Annotated in this window: 11 protein-coding genes; 1 reads left to right on the top strand and 10 read right to left on the bottom strand. The window is 62.3% G+C overall.

All coding sequences use genetic code 11. From position 1 onward, the window contains the following. Positions 1 to 51: 51 nt before the first annotated feature. The 7 genes from QLG12_RS24755 to QLG12_RS24725 all read right to left on the bottom strand — a co-directional run bounded on the left by QLG12_RS24755 (position 52) and on the right by QLG12_RS24725 (position 9,255). A complete protein-coding gene (locus tag QLG12_RS24755) occupies positions 52 to 1,200 on the bottom strand; it encodes an iron-containing alcohol dehydrogenase (protein ID WP_282475374.1) in 1,149 nt (382 codons plus the stop codon). Between the two features lie 281 nt (positions 1,201 to 1,481). Continuing rightward, a complete protein-coding gene (locus tag QLG12_RS24750) occupies positions 1,482 to 2,306 on the bottom strand; it encodes an ABC transporter permease (protein ID WP_011336198.1) in 825 nt (274 codons plus the stop codon). Between the two features lie 12 nt (positions 2,307 to 2,318). Continuing rightward, positions 2,319 to 3,566, bottom strand: a complete 1,248-nt coding sequence (locus QLG12_RS24745; RefSeq protein WP_282475373.1) for an ABC transporter permease — start codon at positions 3,564 to 3,566, stop codon at positions 2,319 to 2,321. Positions 3,567 to 3,720: 154 nt separating this feature from the next. Beyond that, positions 3,721 to 4,764 carry an ABC transporter substrate-binding protein gene (locus QLG12_RS24740; protein WP_282475372.1) on the bottom strand — a complete coding sequence of 348 codons (1,044 nt, stop codon included), beginning with the start codon at positions 4,762 to 4,764 and terminating at the stop codon, positions 3,721 to 3,723. A 48-nt stretch (positions 4,765 to 4,812) separates the two neighbouring features. After that, on the bottom strand, positions 4,813 to 5,937 hold the full coding sequence (locus QLG12_RS24735; RefSeq protein ID WP_085667439.1) for an ABC transporter ATP-binding protein: 1,125 nt from the start codon (positions 5,935 to 5,937) through the stop codon (positions 4,813 to 4,815). Between the two features lie 288 nt (positions 5,938 to 6,225). Then, positions 6,226 to 6,855: a response regulator transcription factor gene (locus tag QLG12_RS24730; protein ID WP_007959929.1), complete on the bottom strand. Its 630-nt coding sequence runs from the start codon at positions 6,853 to 6,855 to the stop codon at positions 6,226 to 6,228. After that, entirely contained in the window at positions 6,856 to 9,255 is a 2,400-nt protein-coding gene (locus QLG12_RS24725; protein WP_282475371.1) for a sensor histidine kinase, read from the bottom strand. 73 nt (positions 9,256 to 9,328) lie between these two features. Here QLG12_RS24725 and QLG12_RS24720 point away from each other — a divergent pair, with 73 nt between their 5' ends. Further along, the gene (locus QLG12_RS24720; protein WP_197867337.1) at positions 9,329 to 10,318 is read left to right on the top strand and encodes an alpha/beta hydrolase family protein; all 990 of its coding nucleotides are present in this window, start codon (positions 9,329 to 9,331) and stop codon (positions 10,316 to 10,318) included. A 63-nt stretch (positions 10,319 to 10,381) separates the two neighbouring features. Here QLG12_RS24720 and QLG12_RS24715 read toward each other — a convergent pair whose 3' ends face one another. From QLG12_RS24715 to QLG12_RS24705, 3 genes are read right to left on the bottom strand one after another with little or no spacing between them, the layout of a single operon-like run. Next, positions 10,382 to 11,149 (bottom strand): TerB family tellurite resistance protein, encoded by a 768-nt coding sequence (locus tag QLG12_RS24715; protein WP_115079403.1) that lies wholly within the window; start codon positions 11,147 to 11,149, stop codon positions 10,382 to 10,384. 1 nt (position 11,150) lies between these two features. Further along, positions 11,151 to 11,822: an N-acetylmuramate alpha-1-phosphate uridylyltransferase MurU gene (gene murU, locus QLG12_RS24710; RefSeq protein ID WP_197867335.1), complete on the bottom strand. Its 672-nt coding sequence runs from the start codon at positions 11,820 to 11,822 to the stop codon at positions 11,151 to 11,153. Beyond that, complete coding sequence (locus QLG12_RS24705; protein ID WP_197867334.1) at positions 11,819 to 12,838, bottom strand: phosphotransferase; 1,020 nt, start codon at positions 12,836 to 12,838, stop codon at positions 11,819 to 11,821. Before QLG12_RS24705 ends, murU begins: the two co-directional genes overlap by 4 nt. Positions 12,839 to 12,877: the final 39 nt, after the last annotated feature.

Below are 12,877 nucleotides of genomic sequence, written 5' to 3'. Positions count from 1 at the left end.
CACCGTGACCTCGATGATTGGGGTGTGCCTTGAGCGATGACCGGCGGGTTCTCAGTACGCCGCCCGATAGATCTTCTCGATGTCGGCAGCGCTGAGCTTGCGCGGGTTGTTGCGCATCAGGCGCTCGATCCCGGCGGCCTCTACGGCCATCGCCGGGATGGCCTCTTCGGGCACGCCGAAACTGCGCAGACCCAGCGGGATTTCCACCGCCGCGCACAGTTCGGTCATCGCCGCGACGGCGCTATCGGCGGCTTCATTGAGACTCAGATGAGCGGTCTTCACTCCCATGGCCTCGGCAATATCCTGCATCCGCTCGACGCAAGCCATCTTGTTCCAGGTCATGACATACGGCAGCAGCAACGCATTGCTGACGCCGTGAGCAATGTTGAATCGCCCGCCCAGCGGATACGCCAGCGCATGCACCGCGCCAACCCCGGCATTGCCGAACGCCATGCCGGCCATCAGGCTCGCGGTGGCCATGTCTTCCCGGGCCTGCAGGTTGGATGGATTCGCGTAGGCCTTGGGCAAGGACCGGGCGATCAACTTGATTGCGCCGATGGCCAGCGAATCGGTGATCGGCGAGGCATTCAGTGATAGATAGGATTCGATGGCATGCACCAGCGCATCGACGCCACTGGCGGCAGTGACACTGCGCGGGCAGGTCAGGGTCATCTGCGGGCTGACCAGCGCCACGTCCGGCAACAGGTAGTCGCTGACGATGCCTTTCTTCAATTGGGCGACCTTGTCCGAAAGAATCGCGACATTGGTCACTTCGGAACCCGTGCCGGCGGTGGTCGGAATGGCGATCAACGGCGGACCTTTGCGCGGCACCTGATCGACGCCGAACAGATCTTCCAGCGCACCGTGATAACCGGCGTACGCCGCGACGCTCTTCGCGATGTCGATGGCACTGCCGCCACCGAGGCCGATCAGCCCGTCATGCCCGCCTTCGCGGTAGGCACGCATGCAGTCCTCGACGATTGCGATTTCCGGATCCGGCAGCACCCGGTCGAAGATTTCGTACTCGCGCTCGCCGATCTGCGCCAGCGCCAACTGCACCGTGCCGGACTTGACCAGCGCGGCATCGGTGACGATCAGCGGGTTATCGATGTCCAGCCGCGTGAGCTCGGCCGCCAGTTGCTCGATGGCCCCGGCGCCGGTGATCAGTTTGTGAGCGATCTTGAACGAGGAAAGACTCATCGTGCGCAGCCTCTTATAGATGTGGGAGCTGAGCACAAGCGTAGCTGGGGAAATCGGGTTGTCTGGTATTCAGGTTGTGAATGGCTGAAGCAGGATCAAGAGCGCCCTCACCCTAACCCTCTCCCGGGGGGAGAGGGGACTGACCGTGGTGAATTTTCGCTACACACCGACCTGAATTACCGAGTCGAACTCAAATTTTGAAAAGCATAGAGATCGGCTCCCTTTCCCCCTCTCCCCTCTGGGGAGAGGGTTGGGGTGAGGGGTGGATCTTGAAGCGAACACTAAACCTGAGCGGTGCGCAGCTTCTCACTCCGTCCACGCAACCACTCCAGCGTCAGCAACAGAATCACCGAGAAGGCAATCAGCAGAGTCGCAGCCGCCGCAATCGTCGGGCTCAGGTTCTCGCGTATCCCGCTGAACATCTGCCGTGGCAACGTCGCCTGCTCGGGACCTGCCAGAAACAGCGTCACCACCACTTCATCGAACGAGGTCGCAAAGGCAAACAGCGCCCCGGAAATCACCCCCGGCGCGATCAGCGGCAAGGTCACCCGACGGAACGTGGTCAGTGGCGAAGCACCGAGACTGGCCGCCGCCCGCACCAGGTTATGGTTGAAGCCCTGCAAGGTCGCCGAGACCGTGATGATCACGAACGGCACACCGAGCACCGCGTGCACCACGATCAGCGAGAAGAAACTGTTGCCCAGGCCCAGCGGCGCGAAGAACAGGTAACTCGCTACACCGATGATCACCACCGGCACCACCATCGGCGAAATCACCAGCGCCATCACCAGCGGCTTGCCGGGGAAGTCGCCACGGGTCAGGCCGATCGCCGCCAGCGTGCCGAAGACCATTGCCAGCACGGTAGCGGCCGGGGCGACGATGATGCTGTTCTTCAGCGAACGCATCCATTCCGCCGAAGCGAAGAAGTCCTGATACCAGTGCAGCGAAAAGCCCTGCAGCGGGTACACCAGGAAACTGCCCGAGTTGAACGACAGCGGCACGATCACCAGCACCGGCAGGATCAGGAACAACAGGATCAAGCCGCAGAGGATCCGCAAGCTGTAGAACCACACCCGCTCGACGGGCGACATATAAGGACTCAGCATTTCAAATTCCCCTTAGCTCAGGCGCAGGCGACTGGCGCCCACCAGCCAGCTGTAGATCAGATAAAGCACCACGGTCGCCAGCAGCAACAGCCCGCCCAGTGCGGTGGCCATGCCCCAGTTGATGCTGGTGTTGGTGTAGAACGCGACGAAGTAGCTGACCATCTGATCGTTCGGGCTGCCGAGCAGCGCCGGGGTGATGTAGTAGCCAATGGCGAGGATGAACACCAACAGGCAACCGGCGCCGACACCGGCATAGGTCTGCGGGAAGTACACCCGCCAGAAACTGGCGAACGGATGGCAGCCAAGGGAAATCGCGGCACGCATGTAGGTCGGCGAGATGCCTTTCATCACGCTGTAGATCGGCAGGATCATGAACGGCAGCAGGATGTGCACCATCGAGATGTAGACCCCGGTGCGGTTGAACACCAGTTCCAGCGGCTTATCGATGATGCCCATCGCCATCAGTGCGCTGTTGATCAATCCGCCCGATTGCAGGAGCACGATCCACGCGGCGACTCGCACCAGGATCGAAGTCCAGAACGGCAGCAGCACCAGAATCATCAGCAGGTTGCTTTGACGCGACGGCAGGTTGGCCAGCAGGTACGCCAGCGGATAGGCCAGCACCAGGCAGATCACGGTGATGATCAGGCCCATCCAGAAGGTCCGGGCGAAGATGTCGAGGTAGATCGCCTGATCCGGGGTCGCCGGGGCAATTTCGCCGAGGTCGTCGATGCGGTGATCCACCGCCGCCAGCAGATAGAACGGGGTGATGCTGCTGGTGTTGCGCTTCACCGCTTGCCAGTAGGCCGGATCGCCCCAACGCTCGTCGAGACCTTCCAGCGCGTCTTTATAAGAGGCCGGTTCGCTGGCGAATGGCAGCGAGCGGGCGGTTTTGGTCAGCAGGCTGCGGTAGCCGGCCAACTCCATGTTCAGGCGCTTGGACAGATCGCCCAGGGTCTGGTTTTTCCGCGCTTCGGCGAGGTCTTCGCTGGCGGCTTTATAGACCGGTTCGGCGGGCAGGCCTCGGCCGTCCCACGCAGCAATCGCGGTTACGGTGCGCGGCATGCCGCCAACCACTTCCGGGTTGCCGACGCTTTTATAGAGCAGCGCCACGATCGGCACCAGGAACACCAGCAACAGAAACAGCACCAGCGGCGCGATCAGCGCCTGGGCCTTCCAGCGGTTGACCCGCTCGGCGTGCTTGAGCCGCTGCTTCAAGGTGGGGCTGTTGCCCTCGGTCAGGGGAACGGCGATGGCCATGACGTACTCCGCAAATCGAACTTTCTAATACAAACAACCTGTGGGAGCGGGCTTGCCCGCGATGGCGTCTTCAGGTCCGACACATTCGTCGAGTGATACACCGTCATCGCGGGCAAGTCGAATCGTCGCACCGCCGCTCCCACAAGGATTGTGGTTACTTCGCAGCCCAGGAGTTGAAGCGCTGCTCCAGTTGCTCGCCGTTGTCAGCCCAGAAGCTGACATCGATCTGCACCTGGTTGGCGATGTTTTCCGGGGTGGTCGGCATGTCTTTCAGGATCGCCTTGTCCAGCAAAGGCACTGCCTGAGAGTTGGCCGGGCCATAGGCGATATTTTCCGAGTAGGTCTTCTGCTGTTGCGGCTGTACCGAGAACGCGATGAATTTCTTCGCCGCTTCGGCGCGCTTGGCGTCCAGGCCTTTCGGGATGGCCCAGGCGTCGAAGTCGTAGATGCCGCCGTTCCACAACACTTTCAGGTTGGATTCTTTCTGCACGGCAGCGATACGACCGTTGTAGGCCGAGCTCATGACCACGTCACCGGAAGCGAGGTATTGCGGCGGCTGGGCGCCGGCTTCCCACCACTGGATGTTCGGTTTCAGCTCATCCAGCTTCTTGAACGCGCGGTCCTGGCCGTTCTTGCTGGCCAGTTCCTTGTAGACGTCTTTCGGCGCAACGCCATCGGCCATCAGTGCGAATTCGAGGGTGTACTTGGCGCCTTTGCGCAGGCCGCGCTTGCCCGGGAATTTCTTGGTGTCCCAGAAATCCGCCCAGCTGGTCGGTGCGGTTTTCAGCTTGTCGGCGTTGTAGGCCAGCACGGTCGACCACACGAAGAAGCCCACGCCGCATGGCTGGATCGCGCCTTTGACGTAGTCTTCGGATTTGCCGAACAGCGCAGGATCCAGTTGTTCGAACATGTCTTCGTCGCAGCCACGGGACAGTTCCGGCGATTCAACCTCTACCAGATCCCAGGACACGCTCTTGGTGTCGACCATGGCTTTGACCTTGGCCATCTCACCGTTGTACTCACCAGCGACGATCTTGCCGTTGCCCGCCGCTTCCCACGGTGCGTAGAAGGCTTTGACTTGCGCCGCCTTGTTCGCCCCGCCAAACGACACCACGGTCAGATCCGGCCCAGCGGCCATTGCGCTTGCCGCACCCATCAGGCCCAGGGTCAGGGCTGTGAACTTCAGGGATCTCAACATTTATTGTTCTCTCCACGTGCAGGGTTGGTGTTGGTATTGCGGGGCGTTTCAGTGCGCCTCTAGAAGAGGATCGAGCGCGCGAACGTGCTCGACCTGCCAGCCAAGCGGAACCACGTCGCCGACCGCGAGCGCTGGATCGAGCTCGGCAATCGGTTGTTTCACGAAGAAGTCGGTCTTGCCGCAGACTTCCAGGCGCACCCGGACGTGGTCGCCCAGATAGATGAATTCGGCCACCCGCCCGGAGAAGCGGTTGACGCATTGGTCGCTCGAACCGTTGAGGCTGACGCGCTCGGGGCGGATCGACAGGGTGACCGGTTCGCCGGTCTGGCCGATGTTGACCGCCAGCGCCTCGACCTTTTCCCCGCGCCCCAGCTCGACCACGCAGCGCTCGCCGCTCTGGCTGAGCAGGCGACCGTTGAGGCGGTTGTTCTCGCCGATGAAGTTGGCGACGAAGGTGTTTTTCGGTTCTTCGTAGAGGGTGCGCGGCGGGGCGATCTGCTGGATTTCGCCCTGATGGAACACGGCAACGCGGTCGGACATGGTCAGGGCTTCGCCCTGGTCGTGGGTCACGTAGACCACGGTCACGCCGAGGCGCTGGTGCAGGTGTTTGATTTCCATCTGCATGTGTTCGCGCAGTTGTTTGTCGAGGGCGCCGAGCGGTTCATCCATCAGCACCAGTTGCGGCTCGAACACCAGCGCACGGGCCAGCGCCACACGTTGTTGCTGGCCGCCGGACAACTGCGCCGGATAGCGCGAAGCGAAGGCATCGAGCTGGACCATGCTCAGGACTTTCTTGACCTTGTCGCTGACGTCGCTCTTGTTCAGGCCGCGCACGGTCAGCGGAAACGCCAGGTTTTCAGCGACAGTCATGTGCGGGAACAGCGCGTAGTTCTGGAACACCATGCCGATGTCACGCTTGTGCGGCGGCACGTTATTGATCGCTCGCCCAGCCAGAAGGATTTCACCGGCGGTCGGGGTTTCGAAACCGGCGAGCATCATCAGGCTGGTGGTCTTGCCGGAGCCGGACGGCCCGAGCAAGGTGAGGAATTCGCCCTTGCGGATGTCCAGGTTGAGGTCTTTGACGATCAGGTTCTCGCCGTCGTAGCTCTTCTGCACTCCACGAAAGCTGACCAGCACATCACTGGCCCCTGCGTTTGATTCGACCTGGCTCATACCCACACCTTTGTTATTGATGACTGCTGTGGGATTAAGCCTAGTGGCTGCTTGCAGTCACGCAAATCGGGGCGCAGGAGAGAATCGCCTCAGCCGGATGGAAGGCCGGGGGTAGGGATTGCCCTACAAGGATGGCGTTAATAGATAGAGCAGTGGCGAGCGCTGAGCTGCAAGCCGCAAGAACAAGCAAAAGCGCGTGTCGCTAACAGATATGCCCACATTCTCAGGCTACATACAGAAACCTGTGGGAGCTGCGGTTCGGCGCTCCCACAGGGTTTTGTCGCGTGTTCAGAGCAGCTTGTGTTCCATCGCGTACTTCACCAGCTCGGCGAGCGAAGTGATGTTGAGTTTCTGCATCAGCCGCGCCTTGTGGGTGCTGATGGTCTTGCTGCTCAGAGCCAATTGCTGGGCGATATCGTTGACGTTGGCGCCCTGGGCCAGCCGTTCGAACACCGAGAACTCGCGCTCCGACAGCAACGAGTGCAGCGGCCGCGCATCGGTCAGGCCGACTTCGAACACCATGCGGTCGGCCAGTTCCGGGTCAATGTAGCGCCCGCCCGCCGCGACTTTGCGAATCGCCGTCAGCAGCAGCGCCGGATCGCTGTCCTTGGTCGCATAACCGGCGGCGCCGACCTTCAGCGCCCGGGCGGCCATCTGCGCTTCGTCATGCATCGACAGCACCAGAATCGCCGGTGGATGGTTCAGCGCGCGGATTCGCGGAATCGCTTCGAGCCCGTTGACGCCGGGCATCGAGATATCCAGCAGCACCACTTCGCAGGGCACGTTGCGCAGGGTTTCGAGCAATTGCTCGCCGTTGCTCGCCTCCCCCACCACTTGCAGATCCTTGGCCAGGCCGATCAATTGCTTGATGCCTTCGCGAACGATGGTGTGGTCTTCGGCTACCAGTACACGGATCACTTACTTCTCCTCATCCAGTGGCACCCGCACACTCAGTGTGGTGCCCTCGCCCGGTTCGCTGTCGAGTGACAGCTGCCCGCCCATGATCAACACCCGCTCGCGCATGCCCACCAGTCCAAAGGATGTCGGCCTGCCGGCAGCGGCGACAAATCCTACGCCATCATCGCTAACCGTCAGACACAATTCGTCGCCTTCCTGCGTCAGCGTCAGTTCCACAGTATGCGCCTGGGCATGGCGCATGACGTTGGTCAGCGCCTCCTGAAGAATGCGGAACAGGCCGATGGCCTTGGCGTCGCTGAGCGGAGCCAGGTTGTCCGGTACCTGCACCAGACACGGAATCTGCGTGCGCGCCTCGAACCGCCGCGCCTGCCACTCGATGGCCGAGGCGATCCCGGCATCGAGGATCGGCGGGCGCAGCGCCGTCGCCACATCGCGCACCAGCTGAAACAACTGGGCGATCAGGCGCTTCATGCTGTTCAAGCGCTCGTTCAGACCTGGATCAAGTTGCGCGTAGGCCAGTTCGCACATCGACGTCTCCAGTTTCAGCACCGTCAGCATCTGCCCCAGTTCATCGTGAACCTCGCGGGCGATTCGCGCCTTTTCCTCTTCCCGCACGCTTTCCAGATGCGCCGACAATTCGCGCAGTTGCTCGCGGGAGGCCGCCAGCTCCAGTTCGATGCGTTTGCTTTCGGTGATGTCCCAGACAATGCCGTCCCAGACATAGGCACCGCCCTCCAACTGACGGGTGATCGCCTTGATCTCGGCCCAGCGCTGCTCGCCCTGGCGCGTAACAATCCGGCCCTGCCACGACCAATCGCTGTCGGTGTCCAGCGCCTGATCCTGGGTCTGGTGATAACCGGCCCGGTCATCCGGATGCACCAGACTGCGCAAGCCCATGTCGCGATGGGCGATGGCGGCCGGCGCGTAGCCGACCAGACTCTCGCTGCCCTCGCTGATGTAGGCAAAGTCGATTTGCCCGGTGACCGGCGCGCGCTCGAGGCGGAACACCAGCCCCGGCACATTGGCCGCGATGCCTTGCAGCCGCGCCTCGCTTTCCTGCAACGCAGCCAGTGCACCACGGCGCTCGGTGACATCGGTGAGATAGACCACCAGGTACTCGCCATCGCGAAAACGCAGGAAGCTCAGCGACACGTCGGCCGGCAGCACACTGCCATCGGCGCGCACACAGTTGGTTTCAAAACTCAGCGGCCCTTCTTCGCTGGCCCGGGCGCGTTTCCAAAGATTGAGCCAGCGGTCCATGTGCAGGCCCGGTTCGAAGTCGATCAATGGTCGATCGATGATGGCGCCCTGTGGATAACCGAGCATGTTTTCTGCCGCACGGTTGGCGTAGCGCACATGGCTGTCCCAGTTGACCCAGAGAATGCCGACGGTGCTCTGGTCGATGGAAAACTGGGTCAGGCGCAGGGCTTCTTCACTGGCGGCGCGCAGGGCGATGTCTTCGCGGGCGTCGAACAAGCGTTGCTCAAGGCTGCGTTGCTGACGGCGTTGCCAGAACACAATCGCCACGCAACTGAGCAGCAACACCGCGAACAACAGACTCAGGTTCTGCCAGAAGCCCGGCGATTCCGAAAGCCGTGGATATTTGGGTTGCAGCCATTGCGCATGCAGGCGCTCCAGGTCCTTGGCCGGGATTGCGCGCAGGGCACTCTCGACGACTCCGGCCAGCTCCGGCCAGTCACGACGGGTGCCGATGCGCAGCAGTTGCGGCAAACCGATGTCACCGACCACCACCAGCCCGGCAAACTCCGGCTCTGCCGACAGCCGACCGAGCTGCGCCTCATCGACCACCGCGTAGGACGCCTGCTGACTCAGCAACAGTTGCAGCGCCTGACGTTCCATCGGTACGCCTTGCAGATTCAGGTGGGGATAGTTGCTGCGCAGGTAATCGGCGGTGACGCCGGGCATGCGCACGGCGACGCGGGTCTGGCTGTCGAGCTTTTCCAGCTCCACGGTCGCGCTGCCCTTCTGGTCGCTGACCACCAGTTGCGGCACACGCATGTACGGGTCGGAAAACTGCCACAGACGCAGGCCGCCCGGGGTCTGGGTCAGGCCCGGTGCGATGTCGATTTCGCCGTCCCGGGCAGCGGCCTCGAGTTGTGCCAGATCCTGAAAGTTGCGCCAGCTCAGCTCGACATTCAGCGCTTTGGCCAATGCCTTCATCACCTCGACGTTGGCCCCCGACAGTCGCTGCAAGCGCCGGTCGTATTGCGCGTAGGGCGCCTGCAACACCAGGCCCACGCGCAATTCATTGTGCTGTGCGAGCCACTGTTGCTCGCTCGCCGACAACCGCGCGAGGTGACTCGGTGGCGCAGGCGCCGCCCAGCCCATCAAGGGAAACGCCAGACAGCCGATAACCCACAGGCAGCAAAAACGCATCATTGAAGTCTCATACACTGACAAATTCTGACCAACCCATTAGGCTGCCGGGATAACTTCTGGCCTGGAATAACCGATGCCCCCTGTCTATCGCCTGGCAATGCCAGCATTGTGCCTGTCGCTGATCCTGCCTTGTGCGTTTTCCGTCGAAGCCGCGGATCCGGCACCCGCCCCCGCCGCAGAAAAAGCCGCCGAAGAAAAACCACTCGAACGCCAGCCACTGCTTGAGCGTAGTCAGGAAGAAGCCGCGGCACTCGAACGCAAGGTTCCGGCCCAGGAACAACAGCAACTGCAAGCCGGCAGCGACACCTTCCTCGCCCTGTGGAAACCGGCCAACACCGCCGAACCCAAAGGCGCGGTGATCCTCATTCCGGGCGCTGGCGAAACCGCCGACTGGCCCCAGGCGATCGGCCCGTTGCGCCGCAAGTTGCCGGATGTCGGGTGGAGCAGCCTGAGTATCACCCTGCCCGACCTGCAAAGCGATGCCATCGCACCGCGCGTGGCCGAAGCCCCCGCCGCACCGAAAACCGCCGACCCCGGCAGCAAGGATTCGACCACCGCCGAGCCGATCGAACAAGCCGCCGGCGGCGAAGCCGATGTGGCCGACAAGGTCGTTGCTGAATCCACCGAGGAACAGTCCAAGGCCGACGCCGAGCGAATCTTCGCCCGCATCGACGCCGCGCTGGCCTACGCCGAACAACAGAGCGCGCGCAGTATCGTCGTCCTCGGCCATGGCACCGGCGCTTACTGGGCCGCTCGCTACATGAGCGAGAGACAGAGCTCGCAGGTCGAGAAGCTGATGCTGGTGGCCGCGCAGGCCCCGGCCAAGGCCCAACCGCAACTGGTGGAACTGACACCGACCCTGAAACTGCCGACCGCGGATATTTTCTACATGGATAAACCGCTGGACCGCAACGCGGCACTGGAGCGCATGCAGGCGAGCAAGCGACTGAAGACGTCCGCGTTCAGTCAGGTCGCACTCAAGGCCTTGCCGGACAACAAGGCCGAACAGGAGCAATTGTTCCGCCGGGTGCGTGGCTGGCTGAATCCGCAGAGCCCGGACTAATAGTCCGGACCGTCAAAACACAGACAAAAAAAATCGCAGCCCGACGCTGCGATTTTTTTATGCCTAACGAAAATCCCGCCGTTCGCGAATCAAGGTGTAGGCATTGTGCAATTCGCGGGTCCTCTCGGTGGCCTCACGCACCTGCGCCGGCGTGGCACCCGTCCCGGCGACCTTGTCCGGGTGATGCCGGCTGAGCAGGCGTCGATAGGCACGTTTGATCTGCGCCGGTTCGCTGGTGGCTGAGACACCGAGCAGGCGCATCGCCTCCTGATAGCTCACCGCCGCACTGACGATCGGACGCTTGTGCGGCTCGTAGTCCGCCGCCAGCGCCTGGATCTGATGGGTCGTCCAGCCCAGCCACTTGCCCCACTGCGCCAGCAATTCTCGCTCGCTGACGCCGGCCCGGCCATCGGCCCAGACCATTCGCCAGCAGGCGCGCAACACGCCTTCGGCCGCGTGGGGTTGAGCACTCAAGCGACGCAGATAACCGCGCAGATTGTCGTTGCCGGACTTGCCGCGATTGAACGCGGCAATCGCACGGCGCTGTGCCGGTTCGCTCATTTCCAGCGAGCGCATCTCCTGACGCGCCTGCTGGATGTGACCATCCGTGACCCGCCCATCGCTCTTGGCCAGACGCCCGAGCAACACGAACAACAATTCGTCGTTGCGCAGCATCGGCCGGCCGCCGAGTTTTTCCCGCAGATGCCCCCAGCTCTGCAAATGCAGGCGCCGATCCAGCGCCTGCCCCAACAAAGCCCCAAGCATGGCCCCCGGAATGCTGGCGATAGCAAAACCCGCTCCGGCTCCAATCAGAGTCCCTGGCCACAACATATCAGCGACTCGCTTCTATCAAGGCTTCAGCTTCGGCCAGACGCTCGTGCGTACCGACATCGACCCAGTGACCTTTCAACCGCTCGCCGGTTACCTGCCCGTCCACCATGGCCTTACGCAACAGCGGCGCCAGTTTGAAAGCACCGTCGGTGCAGCCGTCGAACAACTGCGGATGCAGTACGGCGATGCCGCTGTAGGTCAGGGTTGCCGCGTCGGCCTGGCCATCACGCACCTGACCGTCGGTCAGGGTGAAATCCCCTGTCGGGTGATGGGCCGGGTTGTCCGCCAGCACCAGATGCGCCAGGCCGGTGATCGGCTGATGCAGGACGCTGAAGTCGTAATCGGTCCAGATGTCACCGTTGACCACCAGAAACGCGTCGTCGCCCAACAGCGGCAAGGCGCGGAAAATCCCGCCGCCGGTCTCCAGTGGCTCACCCTCCGGCGAGTACTGGATCGACACGCCGAACCGCGAACCATCACCCAGATGATCTTCGATCTGCTGTCCGAGCCAGGCATGGTTGATCACGATCTCGGTGAAACCGGCCGCGGCCAGGGCGCGCAGGTGGTATTCAATCAGCGGCACGCCACCGGCTTGCACCAGCGGTTTGGGGGTGGTCAGGGTCAGCGGGCGCATGCGCTCGCCTTTGCCGGCCGCCAGAATCATTGCCTTCATGCCGTCACTCCACCGCGCAGGCTGGCGAGCAGTGCCTGCAGATCCGCCAGCTCGGGACGGCGAGCGATGACCGCTTCTATATAAGAGAAGAAACGCGGCACATCACCGAGGTAACGCGGCTTGCCGTCGCGATGGCAGATGCGGGCGAAGATGCCGATGACTTTCAGATGGCGCTGCACGCCCATCAGATCGCTGGCGCGCAGAAACTCTTCGAAGTCAGGCTGCACCGGGATACTCAGTGCCGACGCCTGCTGCCAGTAGCTTTCCAGCCAGCCGCGCACACGCTCTTCAGGCCAGCTGAGGAAGGCGTCCTTGAACAGGCAGGTCACGTCGTAGGTCACCGGGCCGTACACGGCGTCCTGGAAATCCAGCACGCCGGGATTCGGCTCGCTGAGCATCAGGTTGCGCGGCATGTAGTCGCGGTGCACCAATACTTTCGGCTGGGCCAGGGCGCTGTCGATCAGCAGTTCGCTGACCTTTTGCCACTGCTGCTGTTGGGTTGCATCGAACTCGACGCCCAGCTCGCGCTTCACGTACCACTCGGGGAACAGCTCCAGCTCGCGGCGCAACAACGCAACGTCATAGCTCGGCAGCGGCGCCACCATCGGCAGCTGCTGAAAAGCCAGCAGCGCTTGCAGGGCATCGCTGAATAACGCGTCGGCATTTTCACTGTCGATCACGTCCAGATAGGTCTTGTTGCCCAGGTCATTGAGCAAAAGAAACCCGCGTTCGAGGTCCTCGGCATAAATTTTCGGCACGTTGATACCGGATTTCGCCAGCAAAAAGGCGATATCCACGAACGGTTTGCAGTTTTCCTGAGGTGGCGGCGCGTCCATCACGACGAAGCTGCGACCGGCGCCTTCCCAGCGGAAATACCGGCGGAAACTCGCGTCGCTGCTGGCCGCGGTCAACGTGGCCGGGGGTACGGCTCCCCAGCCCTGATCTGCAAAAAGGGTTGCCAACTGTTCATCGAGCCAAACTTTCAGGTGTTGCAAGCGTACATCTTGATCAGGCATTGCAAGGGTCTCCGACGGCGCTAGCCGTCAAGCGGGTCA

The organism is Pseudomonas sp. V88_4 (assembly GCF_029967985.1).
Lineage (GTDB): Bacteria > Pseudomonadota > Gammaproteobacteria > Pseudomonadales > Pseudomonadaceae > Aquipseudomonas > Aquipseudomonas glycinae.
This window is presented reverse-complemented; position numbering and strand designations above follow the sequence as displayed.

Bases quoted from the DNA above. Each gene is read 5' to 3' on its own strand.
- QLG12_RS24740 (WP_282475372.1), bottom strand. From the start codon at position 4,764: ATGTTGAGATCCCTGAAGTTCACAGCCCTGACCCTGGGCCTGATGGGT.
- murU (WP_197867335.1), bottom strand. From the start codon at position 11,822: ATGAAGGCAATGATTCTGGCGGCCGGCAAAGGCGAGCGCATGCGCCCG.
- QLG12_RS24725 (WP_282475371.1), bottom strand. From the start codon at position 9,255: ATGATGCGTTTTTGCTGCCTGTGGGTTATCGGCTGTCTGGCGTTTCCC.
- QLG12_RS24705 (WP_197867334.1), bottom strand. From the start codon at position 12,838: ATGCCTGATCAAGATGTACGCTTGCAACACCTGAAAGTTTGGCTCGAT.
- QLG12_RS24750 (WP_011336198.1), bottom strand. From the start codon at position 2,306: ATGCTGAGTCCTTATATGTCGCCCGTCGAGCGGGTGTGGTTCTACAGC.
- QLG12_RS24720 (WP_197867337.1), top strand. From the start codon at position 9,329: ATGCCCCCTGTCTATCGCCTGGCAATGCCAGCATTGTGCCTGTCGCTG.
- QLG12_RS24755 (WP_282475374.1), bottom strand. From the start codon at position 1,200: ATGAGTCTTTCCTCGTTCAAGATCGCTCACAAACTGATCACCGGCGCC.
- QLG12_RS24745 (WP_282475373.1), bottom strand. From the start codon at position 3,566: ATGGCCATCGCCGTTCCCCTGACCGAGGGCAACAGCCCCACCTTGAAG.
- QLG12_RS24735 (WP_085667439.1), bottom strand. From the start codon at position 5,937: ATGAGCCAGGTCGAATCAAACGCAGGGGCCAGTGATGTGCTGGTCAGC.
- QLG12_RS24715 (WP_115079403.1), bottom strand. From the start codon at position 11,149: ATGTTGTGGCCAGGGACTCTGATTGGAGCCGGAGCGGGTTTTGCTATC.